The following is a 24223-nucleotide window of genomic DNA, read 5'->3' on the forward strand; positions in this document are numbered from 1 at the left end:
CCATGAGTCAGGACGCTCCCACCGGCCGCGTGGCCCGCCGCTTCTGGACGCTGTCCGCCGTCATCGCGATCCTCGGCGTGACGATCAGCCTCTCGGTATGGCGCCAGCGGGTCCTGTCCGAAGCCCGCGCGCTCGAGGCGGATTTCGGGCAGGAGGCCGAGACGCTGCGGCGGGCGACCGACCGCGAAATCCGCCTCTTCATGGAGGTGTTGAATTCCATCCGGGTCCTCCACTCGCTCGCCGCCCGCATCAGCGACGAGGATTTCGAGGAGTTCGTCCTCAAGGGCATGATCCACCAGCAGCGCGTGCTCGGCGCCTTCGGGTTTGTCCAGCGTCTCCGCCCCGAACAGCGGGCGGCGCTCGAGCAGCCGGATGCCGCCGGAAGGCCGGGCATCCGGGTGGTGGGGTCCGACGGCCGGGGCGGCTACGTGCCGGCGGCCGAGAGGGAGGAGTGTTTTGTGCTGACCTACCAGACCCAGCCGGACCGGCTCGGGCTCCCCACGGGCTATGACTTCGCGTCGTGGCCGCCCGCCGCCCGCGCGATCGAGGCGATGGAGACCCTCGACGGGCCCGTGCTGGGCGGCGTCGCCACGGGCGGGCCGGACGGGTCGCCGCCCGGATGGTACGTGTTCTCGCCCATCTACTACGTCGCCCTCGAGGATGTCGTGTTCCCGCCGCCGGGCTGGATGGTCGGCTTTGTCACGGCCCTCCTCAAGCCCGCCGAAATCCTGGACCGTGTCCTGCTCGGTGTACCCGCCCTCCGGTTTGAAGTCGAACTGGTCGAGCGCCGCGCGGCCGGGAGCGACGAGAAAGGGATGGCCTATGAGCATCCTGTTCCCGTCGCGGACCGCCAGTGGTTTTTCCGCTGCCGCCCGGGGCCGGCCTATCCCCGGCCCCGGGGCCTGCGCGAATCCGGGCTGTTCCTGGCGATCGGGCTGGGCCTGACGGGCTTGATCTCGTGGCAGTTGGCCATGGTCGGGCGGCGCACCCGCCAGATCGAGCGCCTGGTCCACGTCCGCACCGCCGCGCTGCGCGAGGCGCACGAACGGATCGCCCGCGAGATGGACGAGCGGATGCGGCTGGAGGACGAAATTCACTCCACGGCCGCCCGTGAGCAGCAGCGCGTCGGCCAGGACCTCCACGATTCCCTGGGCCAGAAACTGACCGGCGCCCTTTTCTTGAGCCGCGGACTGCTGCGGCAACTGGAGCAGGCGGGACGGGACGAGCAGGCGTCGGCGCGCCAGGTGCACGACGCGTTGAAGGACACCGTCGCCGAGGTGCGGCGCATGGCCCGCGGCCTGGCGCCGGTTTCCATCGGCGAGGATGGCCTGGCGGACGCCCTGCGCCGGCTCGCCGACGAATCCCGGCAGACGTTCGGGGTAGACTGCGTGTTCCAGCCGTCCGGCGGTCATCCCCCGACGGGGCCCGCGGCCGAGCAGCTGTACTACATCGCCCGCGAGGCGGTGCACAACGCGGCCCGGCACGGGCAGCCGCGGCGGATCCTGCTGGATCTCGGCGAGGAGGAGGGCCGGTGGAAGCTGGTCATCGAGGACGACGGGTGCGGTCTGCCTCCGGACGCGCCGAAGAAGGGCGGCCTGGGGCTCCGGATCATGCGCCACCGCGCCAAAACGGTCGGGGCGCAACTGGAGATCGCGGCTGCGCCGGGCGGCGGCACGCGCGTGGTATGCCGGCCTTCCGCCGGCTGACGCCCGAAATCCTTTCCCGCTCCGGTAAGGCCTTGCTCCTGTAGGGGCGTCGCTGGCCGGCGCCCGCCCTGTAGCACACGCTTTGCTTCACTACAGGGCCCGCGGGCGTCGCAAGCGACGCTACGGTCCTTTGCAAAAAATGATACCAAATCCGGGTGAAGGCGGGTCGATTTCGGGCTCGCAGGAGCTCGCCCCTCCATGATTCCTGCCACTGGAGGGCGGAGCTCTGCGACGCCGTTCGTACCGCCTCTTACCCGTACCTGGTATGAGAGATGGCGTTTCGTCACACTAACGTTCACGGGTGTGAACTGATTTGTGACGACGGAGAGGCCTTCTCCAGCAGCTCCCGGGCGTGCTTAAGCGTGACGCTCGTCAGGTCGCGCCCGCCCAGCATCCGCGCGATCTCCTCCACCCGCTCGCGCGGGTCGAGCGGGCGCACGTCCGTCGTCGTCCGGCCGTCCCGTACGGATTTGCTGACGGCGAGGTGCGTGGCCCCGCAGACCGCCACCTGCGGCAGGTGGGTGATGCAGAGCACCTGGTGCTTTCGCGCGACCTCGGCCAGCTTGCGGCCGACGGCGCTGCCCATCTCGCCCCCGACGTTGGCGTCGATCTCGTCGAAGACCATCACGGGGATCCGGTCGTGGGCGGCGAGCACGGCCTTGGTGGCCAGCATCACGCGAGAGATCTCGCCGCTCGAGGCAATGGCCCGCAGGGGCCGCATGGGCTCGCCGGCGTTCGGCGCGAAGCCGAAATCCACGTCGTCGAGCCCGGACAGCCGGGGCTCGCCCTCGCGCACCTCCACGGAAAAAGCGCCGTGGGAAAAGCCCAGGGCGCGCAGTTCGCGGGTGACGGCGTCGGCCAGGCGGCCGGCGTGCTCCTTCCGCCGCGCCCGCAGGGCGGCGCCCGCGCGGTCTCGCTTGGCCCGGGCCTGCTCGATCTCCTTGCCCAGCGCGGCCAACTGTTCGCCGCGCGTTTTGAGATCGTGCAGCCGCTTCCGATCCCGCTCGAGGATCGCGAGGACCTCCGGCACGGTGGGGGCGTATTTTCGCTTGAGCCGCTGGTAGGTCGCCAGGCGTTCGTCGAGCCAGGCCAGCCGCGCGGGATCGGCCTCGATCCCTTCGAGGAAATGCCGCACGTCGGCCGAAAGTTCCTGGAGGCGGCCGGCGATCGCGCCGGCCTCCTCTCTCCAATCGGCCGCGCGGGGCGTGACGCGGGAGAGTTCCTCCAGGGCCTTCTGGGCGGCCGCCAGGGCGTCGAAGGCGGCGCCCTCCCCCTCGCTCATGGCGTTCAGCGCGGCGCCGCCCAGCTCGAGGACTCGTTGCGCGTTGCCCTGGAGGCGGTGTTCCTCCACGACCTTCTCTTCCTCGCCCTCGGCCGGCGCGGCCTGCTCGACCTCGGTGATGCGGTAGGTCAGCAGGTCGATCTGCTCGGCCGTGGCGCCGTCCCGCTCCAGCTCGCGGACGCGGTCTTCCAGGGCCTGGAGCTGCGCGTGGGCCTCCTCGTAGGCGGCACGCAGATCCCAGGAATGGCCGAAGGCGTCCAGCAGGTCGGTCTGGAACTCGGGATGGAGCAGGGACTGGTGGTCGTGGGGGCCGTGCATGTCCACGAGCAGCTCGCCGACCCGCTTCAGGACCTGGAGCGTGACGGGGCTGTCGTTGAGCGTCGCCTGCGAGGCGCCGGACGCGCGGACGATGCGCCGCACGATCAACTGCCCGTCCTCGCAGGGGTCGAGCCCGGAGGCCTCGAGCACCTGGTCCACCGCGGAGGCGTCGGCCAGCCGGAAGCAGGCCTCCGCGCCGCAGGCGTCCTCCCCGGCGCGGATCAGGTCGTGGTCGGCGCGGTCGCCGAGCAGGAGGTTGAGGGCGCCGACGAGGATGGACTTGCCCGCGCCGGTTTCGCCCGTGATGACGTTCAGGCCGGGCTGGAATTCCACCCGGACGTTCTCCACCAGGGCCAGGTTCTTGACGCGCAGTGTCGTCAGCATGGTCCCTCCTCGCGGCCGGCTACCCGCCCAGCTTGCCGTGGATGAGCAGGGTGGTGAACACCCCGAGCAGCATCCCGAACAGCACCTCCAGGCGCGTATGGCCCAGGAACTCGACCAGTTTTTGTTGCGAAATATGGTGCTCGTGGAACAGCTCGTCCACGATCTGGTTCAGCAGGCGGGCCTGCTGCCCGGCGGCCCGGCGCACGCTCTGCGCGTCGATCATGACGATGACCGCGAAGGTCAGTGCGAGGGCGAAGAGCGTGCTGCCGAACCCGGCGCGCAGGCCGACGGAAAGGGCCACGGCGGTTACGGTGGCCGAGTGCGAGCTGGGCATTCCGCCCAACCGCAGCATGAAGGCCGGGTCGAAGCGGCCGGTCCGCCGGATGTAGAGGAACAGCTTGATGAACTGCGCCAGCATCCAGGCCGCAAAGCCGGACCAGACGGTGATGTTGAGGTGCCACGGGCCTTCGGCAATCATGGTGTACGTGTACTCGTTTGGCCCGGCCATGTCCAAGGCAAACTCGGGATCAGGGCGCGGGCTTCCGGCGGGCCGTGCCCTGGGTGTAAAAGGGGAGCGCGGTGACGACCGAGTCCAGGGCGGCGCCGCGGCTTTCGAGCTGCAGGACGGCGCCTTCCTCGGCCAGCGGGGTCTCGACGTAGGCCAGGGCCACGGCGACGCCGAGGCTCGGCGCCAGCGAGCCGCTGGTCACCTCGCCGACCGCGCGGCCGTCTTTCATCACCCGGTCGCCGGCCCGCGCCGCGCGCCGGGTCTCCAGCCGCAGGCCGGCCAGGACCCGGGCGGGGCCTTGCTCGATCTCGCGGGCGACCGCGGGGCCCCCGATGAAATCCTTGGTCAGGTCGATGTACTTGCCCCGGGAGGCTCCGACCGGCGTGCGGGTTTCGGTCAGCTCGTGGCCGTAGAGCGGGTAGCCCATTTCCAGCCGGAGTGTATCGCGCGCCCCGAGGCCGGCCGGACGGACGCCGGCGGCGAGCAGCCGGTCCCAGAACTCGACCGCGCGGCCCGCCGGGAAGTACAGTTCGTAGCCCCACTCGCCCGTGTACCCGGTGCGGCTGACGAGGCACGGGACGCCCGCGAGCGCGCTTTCCGCAAACCCGAAATACGACAGGTCGGGCAGGATGCCCTGGAAGGCCTTATCCACGGCCTGCCGGGACAGCGGGCCTTGGACGTCGAGCTTGGCGGTGGCTTCGGATAAATCGTTAAATGCCGTCGTGGCAGAAAGATGCGACCGCACCCAATCGCGGTCCCGCTCCAGCGTGCCCGCGTTGACCACCAGCATGAAACGGTCGGGACCAAGCCGGTAGCAGGTGAGGTCGTCGAGCACGCCGCCGTCGTCCCGCAGGAGGAAGCCGTAGCGGCAGCGGCCGGCTGGAATCGTCGCCACGGACTGGGTCAGCAGGCGCTCCAGGTCGGCCTGCGCCGTCGGGCCGCTCAATTCGAACTCGCCCATGTGGCAGGTGTCGAACACGGTGGCCCGCTGGCGCGTCTCTTCGTGCTCCTGGAGAATGCCTGCATACTGGATGGGCATGTCCCAGCCGCCGAAGGGGGCGAGGCGCGCGCCGAGTTGCCGGTGGGCTTCGTGGAGCGGTGTGCGTTTCATAACTCCATGTATACGCCGGTTCCCGGCCGGTGGCCAGCCCGCGGCGGCCGGGCCGCTCCGTTTGTTTTGAAGCCGGCCCGGTTTTCGGGTATATTGAATGTGGAACAGAAACATGAACAGCGACATTACTCCACTCCTGAACGGCTGGAACTACGATCCCGGCAGCGTGTCGGCCCGATGGATCATCGGCCGGGACGGGCGCCTCCGTATCCAGCTGCGGCTCGATCTGGGCCTCCTGCAGATGGAGCCGGAAGGGCGGCCCGACGGGAAGCGTCCGCGCGGCCATGCGTCGCTGCTCGACTACCACCGCGCCCTGCCGCCCGAAGCGGCGACCCTGGACCCCGTCGCCTGCAGCGAGCTTCAGCAGGAGGCCATGCAGTATTACTACCGCTACCTGGCGTTCCATGCGCTGCGGTACTTCGACGGCGTGATCCGCGACACGGAGCACAACCTGGCGATCCTCGATCTCGTCGAGCAGCGCATCGCGGACGAGGACGCCGCGTGGGCGTTCCTCCAGTTTTATCCCTACATCCGGATGATGAACGCGCGCGCCCGGGCGGAGAAGTGCATGGGCGAGCAGCGCGAAACCGAGGCGGTGTCCATTCTCCAGGCCGCGGTGCAGGATATCCGCGCCTTCTGGAGCCGGAACGGCGAGGGGGAAGCCCCGCCCGGCAGCCCCGAGATCGAGGCCCTCACCGACCTGCTGGGCCGGATCCGCCGGCAGGGCCCCCGGAGCCGCGGCGAGGAATTGCGCGAGGAACTCGCCCGCGCCATCGCCGAGGAGAAATACGAGGACGCCGCCCGGCTGCGGGACCAGCTGCGCAGCATTGGTGAACCCTGACGCGGTCCGGAGCGCTTCATCCTTTCGGAGGCCCTCCCGGGAAAAAAAGTGCTTGAAGGGGGGCCGCGGAACCCGTTGATTCGTACCAAGTGATGAGACCATGACCATCATTGATCCCCATATCCACATGTATTCGCGGACGACGGACGACTACGCGGCGATGTACCGGCAGGGTATCCGAGCCGCCGTCGAGCCGTCGTTCTGGCTCGGGACCTCCCGCCGCTACGCCGGCACGTTCTTCGACTACTTCCAGCTCATCCTGGATTTCGAGACCGCGCGCGCCCGGCGCTTCGGCATCGACCACTACGCCTGCGTTTCGGTCAATCCCAAGGAGGCGGACAACCTGCCCCTCGCGCGCGAGGTGCTCGACGGCATGGGTCCGTACCTGGACCATGAGCGGTGTGTGGCGATCGGCGAGATCGGGTTCAACCGCATCACGCCCGGCGAGGAGAAGGTCTTCCAGCTCCAGCTGGAGATGGCCCGGGCGCGCGGGCTGCTGGTCCTGATCCACACCCCCCACGACACCCCCGAGGTCAGCAAGCGGAAGGGCGTCGAACGGACCCTCGATATCCTGCGCGAGTTCGACTACGACGACGCCCGGATCATCCTGGATCACAACACCGAGGACACCATGGACCTCGCCCGCAAGCGGCCCGTCTGGGCGGGGCTGACCGTGTACCCGTATTCCAAGCTCAACCCCGAGCGCGTGTGCGGCATCCTGCGGAAATGGGGCCTGGAGCGGACGCTGGTCAACAGCTCGGCCGACTGGGGCGTCTCCGACCCGGTCAGCCTGCCGAAGGTCGCCGGCTTCATGGGGCAGCAGGGCTTTTCCGCGGAGCAGGTCCGGCAGCTTCTCTTCGAGAACCCGATGCGATTCTACGGCCAGCATCCGCGGTTCAAGCCGCAACTGGACCTGCCGTTCGTGGACCCGGCCACCTACCAGCGATGACACCGGAAAAAACAGCGATCCGTGTCCGCGCGCCCCGCCGGGGCGCGGCGCCGCCCACGCCGAAGCCTTCGAGCAAAAACGTCATACGGATCGTTTTACTGGCCGGCGGCCTGCTCCTGCTGATCGTGCTGATCGTCGACCTGCGGCGGATGCCGGTCCGCAAGCCGTTCGGCTACGTGGATCCCTCCGCCGAGATGCAGGCCGTCCTGCTGGGCCTGGACGGGCCCCGCTACGAGGACCCGGAGGGCTTGTTTTCCATCGTCCGGCCCGCCGGCTGGACCGTGTTCAAGCCCCCGGAGAGCCGCCCGTACGACGTGGTGTTCCGCGGCCCGTCCGGCGCCACCATCAGCATCATCGCCACGCGCGTGGAGTACAACGAACTGCCCGATCTCGTGCGCGAGATCGAGCGGAAGGAGAAGGACGCCGGCATCCGCACGCAGTCCGAGGCGATCTTCCTTCTCGGGGGCCCCGCGATCCGCCGCACGGCCGGGCTCGTGGCCAGCCGGGTTTTCTCCGTGGACTTCGTCCGCGATCGGGTCGCCCACCACATCATGTGCGGCGCGCCCCCCGAACTGTTCGATCGATACCGGCCCGTGCTGATGGACGTGGTGGACACGTACCGGATCGGGCCGGCCGCCGCGCCGCCCCCCGCGCCGAATGAATAACCCGCCCCAGGCCGGCCGCGCGCTCGCCTGGCTCCAGTTGCTGCGGGCCCCGAACCTCCTCACCGTGCCGGGCGACCCGCTGGCCGGCTTTCTCCTGGCGGCGGGCTCGAAGGCCGCGCCGGGCGGCCGACTCGTGGCGGCGGTGGCGGCGTCCCTGTGCTTCTATGCCGGGGGCCTCCTGCTCAACGACGCGCTGGACCTGGAGACCGATCGCCGGGAACGGCCGGGCCGCCCGCTGCCGTCCGGCCGGGCGAGCCCGCGCGGCGCCCTGGCGGCAGCCGTGATCCTGCTGCTCGCCGGCCTGGGGTGCAGCGCGGCGCTCGGGCCGCGCGCGCGGGAGATCGGGCTGGCGCTCGCGGCCGCGATCGTCCTCTACGACGCCGGGGGGAAAAGGGCGCCCTTCTTCGGATCCGCGCTGATGGGCGTGTGCCGCGCGTTGAGCCTCCTGCTGGGCGCGGCGGCGTTCCCCGGCCTGGCGGGCTGGCCGCCGCTCGTGGTCATCGGGGCCGCGGCGCTCGGGCTGTACATCCTGTCGGTCACGAACCTCGCGCGCCGGGAGACGGAGCCCGGCCCGGTGGGCCGCGCCAAGTCCTGGCCGGTCGGCGCCCTGACGCTGGGCCTCATGGTGTTTGGCGCCGCGGCGCTTCGCCTCGGGACCGGCGGGGCCGGGCTGTTCGTGGTGCCCTGGTTCATGGCCGGCTCGGCGGCCTTCGTCGTGGCCGTGCGACTGGCCGGTCCGCCCGGCCGGGCGCGCCGGATCCCCGGGGCCGTCGGCGTCCTGCTGCGGGCCCTCCTGCCGCTCCAGGCCGCGCTGGCCTGGGGCGCCGGCGCGGGCGCGGCCGGCGGATGGGCGGGCGCGGTCTTGCTTGCGCTCTGGCCGGTCTCGCGCATACTGGGGCGGCGGTTCTACATGAGTTGAGGAGGCCCGTGCGCGCGCAGAAAAAACTGCTGGTCGTCGACGTCGCGGCCCTGGGCTGGGACCTGGTCTCCCGGGCCGGTCCGGCGGCCGCCGGCTTCGGCTTCCGCCGGCTCCAGCCGGTCTTCCCCGCGCTGACCTGCACGGCGCAGGCCTCCTTCCGCACCGCCACCCGCCCGTGCGACCACGGGATGATCGGCAACGGGCTGTTCTTCCGCGAGCTGCGCCGCGTGATGTTCTGGGAACAATCCGCCGGCCTGGTGGCCGGGGCCCGCCTCTGGCGGCGCTTCCGCCGCGCGGGGCGCCGCGTGGGCATGATGTTCTGGCAGCAGAGCCTGGGCGAGGACCTGGACCTCGTCCTCTCGCCGCGCCCGGTCCACAAGCACCACGGCGGCATGATCCAGGACTGCTACAGCCAGCCCGCGGATCTCTACGACCGGTTGATCCGCGCGATCGGCGCGCCCTTCAACCTCATACACTACTGGGGCCCGCTCGCCTCCGCGAAGTCCAGCGAGTGGATCGTCGAGGCCCTGGCCCACGTGATGAACTCGCCGGACCTCGCGCCCGATCTCCTGCTGGGGTACCTGCCGCACCTGGACTACGATCTCCAGCGCCACGGACCGGACAGCCCGGCCGCCGCCCGCGCGCTGGAGCAAACCCTGCGCCATCTCGCCCGGCTCCGGGACGAGTGCGAACGCGCGGGCTACGAGTTCGTGTTCTTCGGCGACTACGCCATCGAGCCCGTGACCGGGCCGCCGGTGTTCCCGAACCGGGCGCTGCGCGAGGCCGGCCTGCTGGCCGTGCGGCCCGTGCGCGGCCGGCTGTACCCGGACTTCTTCTCCAGCGGGGCCTTCGCCCTCGCGGATCACCAGGTCGCGCACGTGTTCACCGACGGCGGGTCCGGCGAGGCCCGCCTGGAGAAAGTCCTGCGGGACATGGAGGGCGTGGCGGAAGTCATGGACCGCGGGCGGCAGGCGGAACTGGGCCTGGGGCCCGCCCGCACCGGGGAATACGTTCTGCTGGCGGACAAGGGCCGCTGGTTCGCCTATCCATGGTGGGATTCGCCGCGCCAGGCGCCCGACTATGCCGGGCACGTGGACATCCATAACAAGCCCGGGTACGACCCCTGCGAACTGTTCTTCGGCTGGCCGCCCGGCCGGGTCAGCTCCAATCCGGCGCGCATCCGGGGGACCCACGGGCGTCCGGGCGTGGCCGCGGCCTGGGCCGCTTCGTTTCCCATCGATCCCGGGCCGGCGGACCTGCTGGACCTGGCGCGCGCCGTGGCCTGGCGCCTGGACCAGGCGCTCAACCCATGAACACGCGCGCGCCGAAGGACATCGCGTTCCGCCAGGCCTTCACGGTGCCCGTGGAGTTCCCCGTCGTGTTCACGCGGGGCCTGTTCGCCCCCGGCCACGAGAGCCTGCTCCGGGTCCTGACGCGGAACCGCGAGCGCCGGGTGCATCGCGTGGCCGTATTCCTGGATGCCGGCGTGGCGCTCGCGCGGCCGGCGCTCGCGGGCCGGATTCGCCGCTGGTTCGCCGCGCGCGCGGCCGCCCTCGACCTGGTCGCCGCGCCCGTCATCGTGCCCGGCGGCGAGCGGGCGAAGCGGGATGGCGCCCTCGTGGGCCGGCTGCTGGAGCGGTTCCAGTCCTGGCGCCTGTGCCGGCATTCCTTCGTCGTGGCAGTTGGGGGCGGCGCGATGCTCGATGCCGTCGGCCTGGCCGCGGCCCTCTTCCACCGGGGACTGCGCCTGGTCCGCGTGCCGACCACCGTGCTGGCCCAGAACGACGTCGGGGTCGGCGTGAAGAACGCCGTGAACTGGCGCGGCGTCAAGAACCTCGTGGGCACCTTCAGCCCCCCGTTCGCCGTCATCAACGATGCCGCGTTCCTGGACAGCCTGCCCGGGCGCGACTGGATAGGCGGTATCGCGGAGGCGTTCAAGGTCGCCCTCATCCGGGACGCGCGCTTTTTCCGGTGGCTCTGCGCCCACGCCGCGCGGCTGCGCGCCCGGGACCGGGGCGCCATGGAGGAGCTGATCCGGCGGTGCGCGAAGCTGCACCTGGACCATATCCGGACCGGCGGCGATCCGTTCGAAATGGGCCGCGCGCGGCCGCTGGACTTCGGCCACTGGGTCGCGCACAGGCTGGAGGCGATGACCGGGTTCCGGATCGGGCATGGCCAGGCGGTGGCCATCGGCCTGATGCTCGATTCCTGCTACGCCCGGCGGAGGAGCTGGTTGACCGAGGCGGAACTGCGGGCCATCCGCCGGGGCCTGCTCCGCAGCGGCCTGGTCCTGTGGCATCCGCGCCTCGCGGATCGCGACGCGCGGGGCGCCTTGAAGCTGATGCGGGGCCTCGACGAGTTCCGCGAGCATCTCGGAGGGGAGTTGTGGGTCACCTATCCGAAAGGGATCGGCCGCCGCCACGAAGTCGGCGTCGTCGATCCCGCGCAGGTCGAAGCGTGCGTCCGGCAACTGGCCCGCTGGCACCGCGGCCCCGCCCCCCGCCCGCGGCGGGCATAACCCGCGTTGAGCCAATCGGTTGATCGCAACAAAATGCATCACGGCCGTGAAGCATTTTGTTGCGCTTCAGATCCTGGTTCTCTGTCCCCGCGGGCCGTGCGCGCCGCCGTTACAGCCGTTCGCCGACGGCTCGCAGAAGGCGGCGGTGCAGTTCGACGACCTGCGGGCCGCGGTACGAGGGGGGCCAGAGGGCCTCGGGCAGCAGCGGGTCCTCGCGCATGACGGACGCGTAGGCGCTCATCGATTCGCGGCCCAGCGCGAAGACCTCCTCGGGCGCGTGCGGCCGGGCGATCAGCCGGTTAAAGTTCTCCTCGTACACCGAGAGATACCACGCCTGCAGTTTCTCGATCCGCTCGAACGGCCAGGCGCGCGCCGCGATCTCCCGGTCGCTTCGGCCCAGTACGTTGCGGGCCTCGAACAGGAAGGCATACTGGTCGAGCGCGGCGGCCTGCACGAGATCATGGAACTCGGCGCGGAGGTCGTCCGGCGAGATCCAGAGGCTCTGCTGCAGCATGCCCATGCGCTGGTTCGAGAGGAACCACCGCAGGTGGTCGCGGTACGAGCGGCTTTTTTCCGGGATATCGTAGGACAACAGGCACCAGATGCCTTTCCATTTCCGCTGCCACAGCGTCTCCGGCCGGGCGATGAGCGCGCGGGCCTCCTCGCCCTTCGTCGTGACCTGCAGCACGGGGGCCTGCCCGCCGGTCCGGCGGTAGGCGATCAGGCCCTGCTTTCGCAGGCGGGACATGGCCATGCGGTAGGCGGTGGGAATCTTGAAGCCCCGGCCCCATAGCAGGGCCCGGCCTCGGGTCATCAGGACCACGCCGGTCTCCGCGAGGAAATCGAGCAGGGCCGCGCCGGCCTGGCGCCGGAGGACCTTGAGGCTCAAGTCGGGATGATGAAACGATTTCCAGGTCATGGTGTCTCCAGTGGCTGCTTTTTATCTGTAACAAATCGCTTCACAGCCGTGAAGCGATTTGTTTGGGTTCGTTTCGCCTTGTGGGCCGCCCGCGCGCGCGGTACATCGGCAGCGGAATGAAACTGCAGGACCAGCCCCCGCTGCACCTGACGTACGGGTTGAGCATCCATCCGGACGAGACCCTGGCCGACCTGGAGGCTTCCATCCGGCGGCACGCCTGCGCGGTCCGGGACCGGGTCGGGCCGGGACGCCCGTTCGGGCTGGGCCTGCGGATCAGCGACGCCGTGTCGCGGGAACTGGGAACCGGAAGCGCCCTCGCGCGGCTGAAGGACCTTCTCGCGGCCAACGACCTCTACGTTTTCACGCTCAACGGCTTTCCCTTTGGCCGCTTCCGCGGCGGCCCGGTCAAGGAGCGGGTCTACGCGCCCGACTGGCGGACGGAAGAGCGCGTCGCGTACACGCTCCGCCTCGCGGATCAACTGGCCGAACTGCTCCCCGCCGGGGTCGCGGGAAGCATCAGCACCGTGCCGGGCTCCTTCAAGGCCTGGATCGGCGGCCCGGCGGACGTCGATCTCATCGCGGCGAACCTGGGCCGGGTTGCGAGGCACGTGGCGGCTCTCCGGGATCGAACAGGCCGGGAAATCCACATCGGGCTGGAACCGGAGCCCGGCTGCCTCTGGGAAACGCCGGCCGAGTTGGTCCGCTTCCTGCGCGGGCGGCCGTGGCCGGGCGGCGCGGGGGAAGAGATTCGCCGGCGCCACATCGGCGTCTGCCTGGACACCTGCCACATGGCGCTCTGCTTCGAAGAGCCGGAGGCCGTCTTGCGGAAGTACCGGGAGGCCGGTATCCGGGTCTCCAAGATCCAGTTGAGCGCGGCCCTGGAAGCGTCCGGCGCGGGCGTGAAAGAGCTGGCGCGCTTCGCGGAACCGGTCTATCTCCACCAGGCGGCGGCCCGCTGGGATGACAGCCGCGTCCGCACGTGGCCCGACCTGCCCGAGGCGCTGGCCGAATTACCGGGCCTGCCGGAACCGCCGCTCGTTCGCGTTCATTTTCACGTGCCGCTGCACTTCGGGGGCGCGGCCGGGCTGCGGTCCACGGCGGAAACGATGACGCCGGGTTTCTTCCGCGCGGTCCGGGCCGGCGCCACGGAGCACCTCGAGATCGAAACCTACAGCTTCGATGCCCTGCCGGGCGGCCCGAAGGACGCCGTCGAAAGCGTCGCCGCAGAGTTCCGCTGGGTGATGCCACGCCTGGCCGCGGGCACTTGAAGCTTGTCCGGTGCGCCGGTCTTGTTCACACTCCACCTTGTGAAAACCGTGTGCGCGGCCAGCGTGCTGGCAGGCCGGGAGGCGTTCGGGAGCCTGGGCGATGTGGTGGTGCGTCCTGACGACCGGATCGGGCCGGCCGACGTGCGCGACGCCGACGCGCTGATCGTGCGCTCCAAGACCCGCGTGAACCGGGCCCTCCTGGAGGGCTCGTCCGTCGCCTTCGTCGGGACGGCCACCGCGGGCTTCGATCACCTCGACACGGCCTGGCTCGATGCCGCCGGCCTCGCGTGGTGCGCGGCGCCGGGCTGCAACGCGAACAGCGTGTCGGAGTACATCGTCGCCGCGCTGCTGACCCTGGCGCGCCGCGGCGGCTTCGAACTGGCGGGCCGGACGCTGGGCGTGATCGGCGTCGGGCAGGTGGGCGGCCGCGTGGCCGCCAAGGCCGGGGCCCTCGGCCTGCGCGTCCTGCGGAACGATCCGCCCCTTCAACTCGCCACGCAGGAGGCGATCTATCTGCCGCTTTCCGAGGTGCTGCGCGAGGCGGACCTGGTGACGCTGCATGTCCCGCTGACGGACGCGGGGCCGTTCCCCACCCGTCATATGGCCCACTGCGATTTCTTCGCCCGGCTCCGGCCGGGGGCCTGTTTCCTGAATGCCTCGCGCGGCGAGGTGGCGGAGACGGATGCGTTGCTGCTGGCCCTGGGCCGCGGCGCGGTTCGCGCCGCGGCGCTCGATGTCTGGGAAAACGAGCCGGACATCCCGGCCGCGCTCCTCGAGAAGGCCGCCCTGGGCACGCCGCACATCGCGGGCTATTCCTACGACGGCCGGTTGAACGGAACCGTGGCCGTGTACCGGGAAGCCTGCCGTTTTTTCGAGACGACGGCCGCCTGGAATACGGCCGGAACGGCCGGGCCGCCGGGCGCGGTCCTGGAGGCGGATGCCCGCGGACGCTCCGACGAGGAGATCCTGCGCGATCTCGTCCGCCGCGCGTATGACATCGAAGCCGACGATGCCGCGCTGCGCCGGGGCGCGCCGGGCGAGTCGCTGGCGGACCGGTTCCGGCGTCTCCGCCATGCCTACGCGGACCGCCGGGAATTTCCCCTGTTTACAGTGCGCCTGGCGCACGGCTCGCCGGGACTGGCGCAGAAGATCGCGACGTTGGGTTTTCGTTTTTCTCCATGTCCGCCCTCCGAACCATAGCCCGGGGCCTCGCCGCCGCGCTGGCGCTGGCCTGCGCCGGGTGCGGGCCGGGAAAGGAATCGCCGCCGGCCCCGGCCGGCGGCGCGGCCGTCCTCGACCCGCTCGTGCCGAACCCGTCCTGGGGTCCCGACCTGTTCCCCGGCGCGGAGCGGTTTTCCGCCGCGGACGATCCGGCCCGGGTGCTGCCGCTCGTGGGGCCCGACCGCGTGCTGGTCATCCCGGAGGCGCGCGGCCTACCCATGCACTGGTGGGCGCCGCTGGAAGAGCATCTCGCCGCGGGCGGCGCGGTTCTGTTCTGCGGGCGCGCGCCGTTCGAGGACCGCCTCCGCGTGGAGGACGGCCGCGTTCTCACCGGGGCCGCCGCGCTGGACGGCTGGATGGCGAAGGCCCGCTCCGCGGGCGCTTTTTCCAGTGTCCGGACCTGGCGCCATGAAAACGAATCCGACGAACTGCGCGGCGGCTTGAGACTGGCGGAGTCCGGCGAGGCGCCCTGGCCCGCCATCGAAGTCGAAGTGGAGGGTTTTCGCGAGTGGGACGCGGTCACCTACCGCGGCATCCGGCCCGGCGTTGTGGCCACGGGGGAAAACAGCCTGGCCTTCTACGCCCGCGGCGACACGCCCACCTCGCGCCTGTTCGTCGAGTGCCGGGAACGGGACGGTTCACGGTGGGGCGTGGCGATCGAGGTGAGCGAATCGTGGAGTCCGTTTTTGCGGCGCCAGGATCAGTTCCGATACCTCGGCGGGGGGCGGGGGCGCGGGGTGGCCGGCGACGGGTTCCGCCTGGAGCAGTTGTCGTCGATTCGCATCGGGCTCGACATGGCCCGCGCCCCGCAGTCGCCGGGCGCCCACGCGTTCGGTTTAAGCGAGGTGCGGCTGGTGGCGGACGACCGTCCCGCGCGGGAGAGCTTCGGCTGGCCCGACCTGCCCATGGTTTCGCCGCCGGACCGGCGCTACGAAACGGTCTTCTCCGCGCTCCGGGACCTGGAGCAGGGCGGCGTGCTGCGGCTGGCGGCGGCGCCGGGCGGCAGCCCGGCGGGATGGCCGCGCGGAGTCCGGGAGACGGCCGCCGGACGTTGGATTCCGATGCGCGCCGCCGAGGACGAGCGCGGGCGGGTTCTCGGCTGGCCGGTCTCCCTGTTCCTGGCGGGCCGCGCGGGGGAGTCCTGGCGCCGCTGGGGCTGGATGGCCTTCGATCCCGCGGGCCCGGTTCGGCCGGCGGCCGCGCGAGCGGCGGCGGACGCGATTCGCCGCCTGTCGGGAGGGCTGTATTTCCGGTATGCGGGCTGCCCGCAATGGGTGTACCGGGCAAGCGAGGAGATTCTCGTGCGGGCCTGCTGGGACGGGCCGCGCGGCGTGTCCGGCGTGGGCGTGTCCGCCGAGCTTCGACGGGAAAGCGACGGCCAGGTCCTGCGCCGCGCCATGCTTCCCGCCGTGGCGCCCGGCCGCCCGTTCGAAATCAGCCTGGGCCTCGCGGCCGTGGCGGGCGGGCTCCCGGAGGATCACCGCGTCGTGATCGTGCTGGAGGATCTGCGCCGGCCCGGGCTTTTCCACGACCGCGTGGAGCAGGGGCTCAAGGTGCTCCCTGACCCGCTGCCCGTCACGCCGCCCCTGACGACGGAGGGCGGACGTTTCGAATGGCGCAGCGCCCCGTTTGCCATGGCGGGTTTTCGCTATGAGCCCGGCGCCGTTGCCGGAGAATCCTGGTTGAACCCGGCCTTCTTCGACGCGGACCTGGTTCGCCGCGACCTCCACCGCCTGAATGAAGCCGGGTTCAACACGGTGTTCCTGCGATACGCGGACGAGAACGAGGCGGCGCCGTTGCGCTATGTCCTGGAAGAGGCGCGCCGCCGTGAAATCATGATCGTGCTCGGCCTCGCCGGGCTGGACCCCGTGGCGCCGGATGAGGCCCGGATCGAGCGCCTGCTGCGGGCCGCCGACCTGGCCGGCCAGCCCGCCGTTGTCGCCCTGGCTCTCGAGGCGGGCGAGGCGCTGGCGGGAGACGATCTGCGGCGCCGGCTGGATCCGGCCTGGCGGGCCTGGCAAGCCGAAGCCCCCGGCCGCGATACGGAGTCCCCGGCCTTGTACGGAAAATTTTTGCAGGACTTCATGAGCCGCCGCATCGGCTGGGTCCGCCGGCATCTCCAGGACCTGGGCTTTTCCCGTATGCTTACCGTGCTGGTGCTCGCCGAGGACGTACGGACGCTCTTCCCCTCCATGCTCCCCGGCGCCGCGCACGTGGATTTCCTGTCCCTTTCGCTCGCGGGCCCCTTTCCGCGGGAGCCCGACTGGGACGCGATCGCGGCCGCGGCGGAATCGGCCCGGCTCCGCAGCGGCGGCAAACCGTTGGTCTGGCAGGGCGGCGGACTGGATGTCGGGCCCCATCCGCGCGCGCCGGACTTCTCGAACCAGGAGCGCTGGTTTCAGCGTTTCGCGGAACTGGTCATGCGGACCGAGGCGGCCGGCATGCTGGCCTGGTCCTTCCCCGGCGGGTGGTGCCCCGCGCGCGAAAGGGACATCGGTCTCGCCGGCGCGGACGGAGTCTGGCGGCCGGCCGGCCAGGCCTGGCAGGCGGCCCTTCCGCTATTCCGCCGGGCGCAGGCTATGCCGCTCCGCCGGGAACGCGACCCGCAGGGCGACCTGTCCGACCTGAACGCCGAATGGGGCCGGCTCGAGGTGGACGGACGCGCGCGGCCCCGGCGGCCCGGTGAACCGGTACGTTTGCGCAGCGGGCAGATTCTCAAGGCCGAACTGATAAACTCCGGATTCCTGTCCTGGGAGGGCGAGCGATCCGCGGGGCCGCGCGTCTTCGTCGCCGTGGCCGGCGGTCCTTCCCCGGCCTCGCTACCGGTGCGTCCCCTGCGGCTGGCCGACCGGGAGTGGATCACTTGGCGGGCGCCGGCCTCCGGGACCTGGACCCTGCAGCCCCAGGCCGCCGGCCACGATCGGTTCGGCGAGCCGCTCCGCCTTGAAGTCGGCGTGGCCTCCGAGTAGCGGGCCCGTCAGGGCAGCAGCCCGGCTTCCCACCGCTCCGCCGCGGGCGCGGCGCGGCCTTCCAGCAGCGCGACGAACGTGAGCAGCGCCCGGCGCGCGTCGCCCAGCGGCCAGTAGAACGCGTCCCAGTTCTCGCTGTCCTCGCCGTCGTGGTTCGGGATGACGTGCTCGAAGGCGTAGGACTCCTTCAACTCCCTGTACGCGCTGCCCGCCCGCTTCTCGATGTTCTCCAGGTCGGGCAGCGCCAGCTCGCCCTTCTGCTTGCGCGTCCGGCGCAGCAGCTTTCGCCGCATGACGTCCGTGACGAAATCCGGCAGCGCCACGCGCCGCGCCGGGTCCTTGAGTTCCAGGATCTCCTCCCGAGCCAGCGGCGCGAGAAACACGCTCAACCTCCGTACGCCCGCCAGCGACGGGTGCGTCAGCAGCACGCGCCCGACGAACGGGTTGCCCTCGAAAAACGCGTCGCCGCGCTCCAACTGCTTCGCCAGCGCCTCCAGGTCCAGCGCCTGCAGGTCCCCGCGCACGTCGAGCACGGCGAACCGCGGATCGGCCCGCAGCGCCTCGACCTGCTCCCGGGGCCGGAAGTGGTAGTCCACGCCGTCCCGCTCGCCGGGCCGCGGCGCGCGGCTGTTGTACAGCACCAGCTTGCGCAGCCGCGCGTGCAGCTCGGGGTAGAGGCGGGCCAGGGCCTTGTCCAGCGGGCTCTTCCCCGCGCAGGACGGGCCGGACAGTATGACCAGGCGGCCGGGTGCGCTCATGCGGATCGTCTCCTTTTCGTCGGGTGGATGACATTGTGCCGGACCTGTGGTAAGAATCAACCCATGACCTTCGGATGGCGACAGCGGCTCGCGGCGGCCCTCGCGGCGCTGGCCCTCCTCCCGCCCGGCGCCGGGGCGGCCAAGAAATGGCGCGTGATGGAGGAGTGCACCCTCATCGACAATCCCGCCAACGACGGCGACAGTTTCCACGTCCGCTGGAAAAACCGCCACTACATCTTCCGGCTCTACTTCGTGGACACGCCGGAATCGGAATGGAGCCTGCCCGAGCGGATCAAGGAACAGGCGGCCTACTTCGGCATTGACGAGGCGGCGACGGTTCAACTGGGCCGGGACGCGAAGAAGTTCACCGAGAAATTCCTCGCCGACGGGTTCTCCATCCAGACCATGCGCGAGGACGCGCGCGGCCGCAGCGACCGCGACCGCTTCTACGGCGTCGTCAAGAACAAGGCGGGCGAGGACCTGGCCGAGGCGCTCATCGCCAACGGCCTGGCCCGCATCCATGGCGTGGACAAGGACGTCCCCGAGGAGGTCCGCTCCTCGACCTTCAACCGCCGGCTCAAGGGGCTCGAGCTGCAGGCCAAGAACCAGAAGCTGGGCGGCTGGGCGCCGAACCTGACCCGCGTCGAGCAGCGCCTCGCCGGCCTCGCGGCGCCGGCCGACATAGTCGGGCAGACCGTGACCACCCCGCAGACCGTCTCCGTATTCTCCCTCGAGGACGCCTCCCGCCAGCTCGGCATCCTCCAGCGCGGCGCCCAGGTCAAGGTGCTCGAGGCCCTGTCGCCCATCATGCTCAAGATCCAGATCACCACCGGCAGCGGCGCCGTCATCGAAGGCCAGTGCCGCCGCGCCGACCTGGGGATTTGATCGGAGCGCGGTCGCATCCCGATGCGCTTCGCGATCGGGACTTGCCCGCGCACTCCGAAAAGGCTCGATACTTTTTCCAATGTTTGGAAAAATGCCCCCCGGATTTTTCCAATCATTGGAAAACAGGCAGGTGCGCCATGCGATTGCCGATCAGTTGGTTGAAGGAATACGTCGAGTTCGAGGACACGCCGCGGGGGCTGGCCGACCGCCTGACCTTTTCCGGCACCGAGGTCGAGGGCCTCGAGATCTTCGGCTCGACCTACGACGGGATCGTCGTCGGCGAAATCCTGCGCGTGGACCGGCATCCCAACGCGGACAAGCTCACGCTCTGCGCGGTGAATACCGGCCGGGGCGAACTTACGGTGGTCTGCGGCGCGCCGAACGCGCGCGCCGGCATGAAGGTTCCGTTCGCCCCGGTCGGTGTGACGCTGCCCAACGGCATGAAGCTCAAGGCCGCGAAGATTCGCGGCGTCGAGTCGCACGGCATGCTCTGCGCCGAGGACGAGCTGGGCCTCTCCGAGGATCATACCGGCTTGATGGAACTCGACGCGCGCTGGGCGCCGGGCACGCCGCTCTCCGAAGTCCTCGGCCCGCCGGAGGCCGTGCTGGAGCTTTCCGTCACGCCGAACCGGCCGGATTGCTTGAGCGTACTCGGCATGGCCCGCGAGGTCGCGGCCCTGTACGGGAGTCGCGTGAAGTGGCCCGAGGTGCATTTCGTGGAGTCCGATCCGGCGGTGGAACAGCTTGCGCGCGTGGAGGTTGAGGACGCCGACGGGTGCCCGCGCTACACGGCCCGCGTGATGACCGGCGTGAAGATCGGCCCATCGCCCGCCTGGATGAAGCGGCGCCTGGAACGGGCCGGCATCCGCGCGATCAGCAACGTCGTGGACATCACGAACTACGTCATGCTCGAGTGCGGCCAGCCGCTCCACGCGTTCGACCAGGAACTGCTGGAGGAGGGGCGGATCGTCGTCCGGCGCCTCCGCACGGGCGAGAAGCTCGCGACGCTGGACGGCATCGAGCGCGCGGTAACGCCGGACATGCTGGCGATCTGCGACGCGCGCCGGCCGGTCGCCCTGGCGGGCATCATGGGCGGCGCGGGCAGCGAGATCCGCGACGCGACGCACACGGTCCTGCTCGAGAGCGCGTGCTTCCGGCCGCGGGACATCCGGCGCACGTCGAAGCGGCTCGGGCTCTCCACGGAATCGTCCTACCGCTTCGAGCGCGGGGTGGACATCGAGCGCACGGAATGGGCGAGCCGCCGCGCGGCGCAGCTGATGGCCGACCTCGCCGGCGCGACCGTCGCGCGCGGCGTGGTGGATGTCTTCGCGAAACAGCCCGAGCCGCGCCGGATCTTCTGCCGGTTCGACAAGGTCAACGCGCTGCTCGGCCTGAACGAGGGCGGCGAACGGATCCAGCAGGTCTTCGAGTCGCTCGCCCTGCCGGTAGAGAAGGCGGACGCGCAGGGCTGCACCGTGCGGGTACCGAGCTTCCGGCCGGACCTTGAGGTCGAGGTGGACCTGGCCGAGGAATTCGCGCGCATCCATGGGCTGGACCAGATCCCTTCGCCCGCGCCGCACGCGCAAATCGTTGAGGGGGCGAAGGATGCGGATTGGCAGGCGGTGGCCGCCTGCCGCGCGCACCTGGTGGGGCTCGGCTTGCGCGAGATACTGAATTACAGCTTCGTGTCGGCCCGGTTCCTGGACCTGTTCGATCCCGGCGACGCGGCGCGGAGGCTGGTGATCCCGAATCCCGTGAGCCAGGACCACGCGGTCATGCGGACGGCGCTGATCCCGCAGATGGTGGACACGCTGGGCCGCAACCTGGCGCGGCAGGTTGAGGAGGCGGCGCTCTTCGAGATCGGGCGGGTGTTCGGCGTGGGGCCGGACGGGCAGCCGTTCGAGGAGGACCGGCTCGCGATCGGGCTGATGGGCCCGGCGGGGCGGACGGGGCTGGACCGCCGCCGGCCGGTGGAGCCGCAGGAAATGTATCTCTGGCTCAAGGGCGTCTGGGAAGAGTTGGCCGACGCGCAAAGCATCGAGTGGACGCTGTCCGCGGACAGCAGGTGCCCGTTCCTCGAGGCCGGCAGCGCCGCGGCGCTGTTCATCGGCGGCGAACCGGTCGGACGGATGGGCTTGGTGGACGCGAAGCAGCGGAGCGAGTGGCGCATGACGCAGCCGGTGGCGGTGCTCGAGGTGCGGCTGGCGCCGCTGCTCGGGCGCGCGCACGTGACGCCCGCGTGCCGGCCGGTCCCGGCCTATCCCTCGGTACGGCGCGACGTGGCGCTGATCGTGGACGCGGCAATCCGGCACGAGGATGTGGTGGGGCTGATCCGGAAAGCGGCGCCGGCGGAGCTGGAAAACATCGAAATTTTTGATATATTTTCCGGTGGAAACATCGGCGCGGGCCGCCGAAGTCTCGCCTACGCATTGACTTACCGGTCGGCCGCGCGGACCTTGACGGACGAGGAAGCCAACGGGTATCATGAAGCTATAAAGCAAGCGCTGAAGCGCGAGCTGAACGCGGAGATCCGCGAAGGCTGAACGAAGAATTTGAACAAGGCAGAGTAGATTCCCATGATTCCGTCATGGAATGAAATAGTGTTCGTATTCGCAGGCGCGGGACTGCGGGCTGCTGTGAATCCAATGGACAGTTGGCAGCCCCTTCCGAAGTACGCGGAACCCGCGCGGCCCCGGAGGGCTTCGGCGCCCGGGGTTCGGCCGAGAGCGGGGCCGGGTCCGCGAGGACCGGCGCCCGGGCCGACCGCCGGATAGCCGGCGGCGTGTTCTTTGCCAAAGAAAAGGGATTTCCTCCGGGCCGCGGGGTCCGGGGGTAAAAAAATACCCTGCCTTGTTCGTGATCGGGCCGAATTCTCTGACCCAACATTAACCATCAGGGAGCTCGAAGTCCGGGCGGCGCCCACATGCCCCTGCTAAACCCGGGGGACTTGGAGACCGATCGGCGGAGCACCCACCTCGTTAAGCGAGGTTCAGAGATGAGCGCCCCAACGGCTATGGCGGGGTATTTTTTTACCCCCGGAGCGGATCGATGGACGAGCTATTCGAGCAGGAGGAGAAACCGGAGCAGGCGAAGAAGCGGCCGCTGGCCGCGCGCATGCGCCCCCGGACCCTCGACGAGGTGGTCGGGCAGGAGCACCTGCTCGGCCCCGGCAAGCTGCTCCGCCGCGCCATCGAGGCGGACCGGCTCGGAAGCCTGATCCTCTACGGCCCGCCCGGCTGCGGCAAGACCACGCTCGCGGAGGTCATCGCCCGGGTCACCCGCCGCAAGTTCGTCCGGACCAGCGGCGTGCTGGAGAACGTCGCCGGGCTGCGCGCGCACCTCGAGGCGGCCCGCAATCGCCGCGCGACCAGCGGCGTCGAGACCATCCTGTTCATCGACGAGATCCACCGCTTCAACAAGGCCCAGCAGGACGTGCTGCTGCCCTACGTCGAGGACGGCGCCGTGATCCTGGTCGGCGCCACAACGCACAATCCCTTTTTCTTCATCAACTCGCCGTTGACGTCCCGCTCGCAGATCTTCCAGCTCGAGGCCCTCGCGCCGGGCCAAGTCCGGGTGCTGCTCGACCGCGCGCTGGAGCGGGACGAGGCGCTGCGTGCGCTGCCGGCGAAGGCCGAGCCGGAGGCGCTCGACCACCTGGCGAAGGTCTGCGAGGGCGACGCGCGGCGCGCGCTCAACGCCTTGGAGATCGCCGCGCTCACGACGCCGAAGGGCCCGGACGGGAGCGTGCTCGTCACCCGCGACGCGGCCGCGGACTCGATCCAGAAGAAGGCCGTCGTCTACGACCACGACGAGGACGGCCACTACGACACGATCTCCGCGTTCATCAAGAGCGTGCGCGGCTCCGACCCCAACGCGGCGCTCTACTGGCTGGCGAAGATGATCTACGCGGGCGAGGATCCGCGGTTCATCGCGCGGCGGTTGGTGATCCTGGCGTCGGAGGACATCGGCAACGCCGACCCGCGCGGGTTGACGGTCGCGACGTCGGCGCTGGAGGCCGTGGATTTCGTCGGGATGCCCGAGGCGCGGATCATCCTGGCCCAGGCGACGACGTACCTGGCGACGGCGCCCAAGAGCAACGCGTCGTACCTGGGCATCGAGGCGGCGATGGACGACGTTACGCACGACCGCGTCCTGCCGGTCCCGCGCCCGCTGCGCAGCACGGGGTCCAAGAAGGCCGCGAAGGAATTCGGGCACGCCGGCTATAAATACGCCCACAGCTTTGAGGGGCATTTCGTGGACCAGGAATACGCGCCGACGTCGAAGATTTACTACGCGCCGACGGAGCAGGGCTACGAGGAGACGATCAAGCGGAGGATCGAGCACTGGAACGAACAGCGCAAGAAGGCGCGCCGCGGGAAAAAGGCGGAATGAAGGAAATCCTTCGAAAGCGCATGCGCGCGCGCCGGGCCCGCTGGCCGGCGGCAAAGGTGCGCGCGGGAAGCGGCCGGGTTCGGCGGCGGCTGGCCTCGTGGCCGGTCTTCCGGGCGGCGCGGGTGATCGCCGCCTACCGGGCGACGCCGGGCGAGGTGGAACTGGGTCCGCTCTTGCGCGCGGCCGCGCGGCGGGGCGCGCGGGTCTGTGTGCCGGTGTTCGACGGCGCGAAGGGCGCCTACGCGTGGGCTTGGTGGACGCCGGGCGCGGCGGAAAAGGCCGGGCGCTACGGCATCGCCGAGCCGGCCCGGCGTCGGGCGGCGGACCCGCGGAGGATCGAGATGGTCCTGGTCCCGGGCCTGGCCTTCGACGCGAAGGGCCGGCGGCTGGGGCGCGGGGGCGGGCACTACGACCGCCTGTTGGCGCGCACGGCGGGCCTGCGCATCGGCGTGGCGTTTGAGGCGCAGCTCGTGCGCCGGGTGCCCCGCGCCCCGCACGACGTGAACATGGACGCCGTGGCGACGGACGAAGGGCTGTACGTGATGAATGAAATCCTGAAGCAAAAACCAAAAACCGCCGGCCGCCTTCTTCAAGCCGGCAGGAGCTGAAC

Annotated in this window: 19 protein-coding genes and 1 other RNA gene; 15 read left to right on the forward strand and 5 right to left on the reverse strand. The window is 70.5% G+C overall.

Translation table 11 applies throughout. The features are described 5' to 3' along the window. Positions 1–2 precede the first annotated feature (2 nt). Positions 3–1706, forward strand: a complete 1704-nt coding sequence (locus KA248_01585; GenBank protein MBP7828589.1) for a CHASE domain-containing protein — start codon at positions 3–5, stop codon at positions 1704–1706. A gap of 295 nt (positions 1707–2001) precedes the next feature. Here KA248_01585 and recN read toward each other — a convergent pair whose 3' ends face one another. From recN to gcvT, 3 genes are read right to left on the reverse strand one after another with little or no spacing between them, the layout of a single operon-like run. Continuing rightward, the gene (gene recN / locus KA248_01590; protein MBP7828590.1) at positions 2002–3690 is read right to left on the reverse strand and encodes a DNA repair protein RecN; all 1689 of its coding nucleotides are present in this window, start codon (positions 3688–3690) and stop codon (positions 2002–2004) included. A gap of 19 nt (positions 3691–3709) precedes the next feature. Then, on the reverse strand, positions 3710–4168 hold the full coding sequence (locus KA248_01595) for a divergent PAP2 family protein (GenBank protein ID MBP7828591.1): 459 nt from the start codon (positions 4166–4168) through the stop codon (positions 3710–3712). Between the two features lie 49 nt (positions 4169–4217). Further along, the gene (gene gcvT, locus KA248_01600; GenBank protein MBP7828592.1) at positions 4218–5309 is read right to left on the reverse strand and encodes a glycine cleavage system aminomethyltransferase GcvT; all 1092 of its coding nucleotides are present in this window, start codon (positions 5307–5309) and stop codon (positions 4218–4220) included. Between the two features lie 112 nt (positions 5310–5421). On the opposite strand from gcvT, the gene KA248_01605 reads away from it, so the two are divergent. From KA248_01605 to KA248_01630, 6 genes are all read left to right on the forward strand, one after another. Next, positions 5422–6150 carry a UvrB/UvrC motif-containing protein gene (locus tag KA248_01605; GenBank protein MBP7828593.1) on the forward strand — a complete coding sequence of 243 codons (729 nt, stop codon included), beginning with the start codon at positions 5422–5424 and terminating at the stop codon, positions 6148–6150. A 100-nt stretch (positions 6151–6250) separates the two neighbouring features. Beyond that, positions 6251–7099: a TatD family hydrolase gene (locus tag KA248_01610; GenBank protein ID MBP7828594.1), complete on the forward strand. Its 849-nt coding sequence runs from the start codon at positions 6251–6253 to the stop codon at positions 7097–7099. Next, entirely contained in the window at positions 7096–7764 is a 669-nt protein-coding gene (locus tag KA248_01615) for a hypothetical protein (protein MBP7828595.1), read from the forward strand. The genes KA248_01610 and KA248_01615 overlap by 4 nt, the downstream gene beginning before the upstream one ends. Then, positions 7757–8683, forward strand: a complete 927-nt coding sequence (locus tag KA248_01620; GenBank protein ID MBP7828596.1) for a UbiA family prenyltransferase — start codon at positions 7757–7759, stop codon at positions 8681–8683. Before KA248_01615 ends, KA248_01620 begins: the two co-directional genes overlap by 8 nt. An 8-nt stretch (positions 8684–8691) precedes the next feature. Beyond that, positions 8692–9996 (forward strand): alkaline phosphatase family protein, encoded by a 1305-nt coding sequence (locus tag KA248_01625; GenBank protein ID MBP7828597.1) that lies wholly within the window; start codon positions 8692–8694, stop codon positions 9994–9996. Further along, on the forward strand, positions 9993–11201 hold the full coding sequence (locus KA248_01630; GenBank protein MBP7828598.1) for a 3-dehydroquinate synthase: 1209 nt from the start codon (positions 9993–9995) through the stop codon (positions 11199–11201). The genes KA248_01625 and KA248_01630 overlap by 4 nt, the downstream gene beginning before the upstream one ends. Before the next feature lie 109 nt (positions 11202–11310). On the opposite strand, the gene KA248_01635 is transcribed toward KA248_01630, so the two are convergent. Further along, the gene (locus KA248_01635) at positions 11311–12120 is read right to left on the reverse strand and encodes a hypothetical protein (GenBank protein MBP7828599.1); all 810 of its coding nucleotides are present in this window, start codon (positions 12118–12120) and stop codon (positions 11311–11313) included. A 116-nt stretch (positions 12121–12236) separates the two neighbouring features. Here KA248_01635 and eboE point away from each other — a divergent pair, with 116 nt between their 5' ends. The 3 genes from eboE to KA248_01650 are packed head-to-tail and all read left to right on the forward strand — an operon-like array spanning position 12237 to position 17578. Beyond that, entirely contained in the window at positions 12237–13388 is a 1152-nt protein-coding gene (eboE, locus tag KA248_01640) for a metabolite traffic protein EboE (protein MBP7828600.1), read from the forward strand. A gap of 39 nt (positions 13389–13427) precedes the next feature. Continuing rightward, positions 13428–14588, forward strand: coding sequence for a 4-phosphoerythronate dehydrogenase (locus KA248_01645; protein ID MBP7828601.1), 1161 nt, complete (start codon positions 13428–13430; stop codon positions 14586–14588). Continuing rightward, positions 14567–17578, forward strand: coding sequence for a hypothetical protein (locus KA248_01650; protein ID MBP7828602.1), 3012 nt, complete (start codon positions 14567–14569; stop codon positions 17576–17578). The genes KA248_01645 and KA248_01650 overlap by 22 nt, the downstream gene beginning before the upstream one ends. A gap of 8 nt (positions 17579–17586) precedes the next feature. Here the strand turns inward: KA248_01650 and KA248_01655 are convergent, their stop codons facing one another. Continuing rightward, positions 17587–18336 carry a hypothetical protein gene (locus KA248_01655; protein ID MBP7828603.1) on the reverse strand — a complete coding sequence of 250 codons (750 nt, stop codon included), beginning with the start codon at positions 18334–18336 and terminating at the stop codon, positions 17587–17589. 63 nt (positions 18337–18399) lie between these two features. On the opposite strand from KA248_01655, the gene KA248_01660 reads away from it, so the two are divergent. From KA248_01660 to KA248_01680, 5 genes are all read left to right on the forward strand, one after another. Continuing rightward, entirely contained in the window at positions 18400–19221 is an 822-nt protein-coding gene (locus tag KA248_01660) for a thermonuclease family protein (protein MBP7828604.1), read from the forward strand. A gap of 137 nt (positions 19222–19358) precedes the next feature. Continuing rightward, the gene (locus KA248_01665; protein MBP7828605.1) at positions 19359–21764 is read left to right on the forward strand and encodes a phenylalanine--tRNA ligase subunit beta; all 2406 of its coding nucleotides are present in this window, start codon (positions 19359–19361) and stop codon (positions 21762–21764) included. Positions 21765–22060: 296 nt separating this feature from the next. Continuing rightward, a non-coding RNA gene (gene ssrS, locus KA248_01670) (6S RNA) lies at positions 22061–22248 on the forward strand. 21 nt (positions 22249–22269) lie between these two features. Further along, positions 22270–23613: a replication-associated recombination protein A gene (locus KA248_01675; protein MBP7828606.1), complete on the forward strand. Its 1344-nt coding sequence runs from the start codon at positions 22270–22272 to the stop codon at positions 23611–23613. Continuing rightward, a complete protein-coding gene (locus KA248_01680; protein ID MBP7828607.1) occupies positions 23610–24221 on the forward strand; it encodes a 5-formyltetrahydrofolate cyclo-ligase in 612 nt (203 codons plus the stop codon). The genes KA248_01675 and KA248_01680 overlap by 4 nt, the downstream gene beginning before the upstream one ends. Positions 24222–24223: the final 2 nt, after the last annotated feature.

It is taken from the genome of Kiritimatiellia bacterium, assembly GCA_018001225.1.
In the GTDB taxonomy this organism is placed as follows: domain Bacteria; phylum Verrucomicrobiota; class Kiritimatiellia; order CAIQIC01; family JAGNIJ01; genus JAGNIJ01.

Bases quoted from the DNA above. Each gene is read 5' to 3' on its own strand.
- KA248_01615 (MBP7828595.1), top strand. From the start codon at position 7,096: ATGACACCGGAAAAAACAGCGATCCGTGTCCGCGCGCCCCGCCGGGGC.
- KA248_01675 (MBP7828606.1), top strand. From the start codon at position 22,270: ATGGACGAGCTATTCGAGCAGGAGGAGAAACCGGAGCAGGCGAAGAAG.
- KA248_01610 (MBP7828594.1), top strand. From the start codon at position 6,251: ATGACCATCATTGATCCCCATATCCACATGTATTCGCGGACGACGGAC.
- KA248_01630 (MBP7828598.1), top strand. From the start codon at position 9,993: ATGAACACGCGCGCGCCGAAGGACATCGCGTTCCGCCAGGCCTTCACG.
- eboE (MBP7828600.1), top strand. From the start codon at position 12,237: ATGAAACTGCAGGACCAGCCCCCGCTGCACCTGACGTACGGGTTGAGC.
- gcvT (MBP7828592.1), bottom strand. From the start codon at position 5,309: ATGAAACGCACACCGCTCCACGAAGCCCACCGGCAACTCGGCGCGCGC.
- KA248_01620 (MBP7828596.1), top strand. From the start codon at position 7,757: ATGAATAACCCGCCCCAGGCCGGCCGCGCGCTCGCCTGGCTCCAGTTG.
- KA248_01595 (MBP7828591.1), bottom strand. From the start codon at position 4,168: ATGATTGCCGAAGGCCCGTGGCACCTCAACATCACCGTCTGGTCCGGC.
- KA248_01585 (MBP7828589.1), top strand. From the start codon at position 3: ATGAGTCAGGACGCTCCCACCGGCCGCGTGGCCCGCCGCTTCTGGACG.
- KA248_01665 (MBP7828605.1), top strand. From the start codon at position 19,359: ATGCGATTGCCGATCAGTTGGTTGAAGGAATACGTCGAGTTCGAGGAC.
- KA248_01650 (MBP7828602.1), top strand. From the start codon at position 14,567: ATGTCCGCCCTCCGAACCATAGCCCGGGGCCTCGCCGCCGCGCTGGCG.
- KA248_01660 (MBP7828604.1), top strand. From the start codon at position 18,400: ATGACCTTCGGATGGCGACAGCGGCTCGCGGCGGCCCTCGCGGCGCTG.
- KA248_01635 (MBP7828599.1), bottom strand. From the start codon at position 12,120: ATGACCTGGAAATCGTTTCATCATCCCGACTTGAGCCTCAAGGTCCTC.
- recN (MBP7828590.1), bottom strand. From the start codon at position 3,690: ATGCTGACGACACTGCGCGTCAAGAACCTGGCCCTGGTGGAGAACGTC.
- KA248_01605 (MBP7828593.1), top strand. From the start codon at position 5,422: ATGAACAGCGACATTACTCCACTCCTGAACGGCTGGAACTACGATCCC.
- KA248_01680 (MBP7828607.1), top strand. From the start codon at position 23,610: ATGAAGGAAATCCTTCGAAAGCGCATGCGCGCGCGCCGGGCCCGCTGG.
- KA248_01655 (MBP7828603.1), bottom strand. From the start codon at position 18,336: ATGAGCGCACCCGGCCGCCTGGTCATACTGTCCGGCCCGTCCTGCGCG.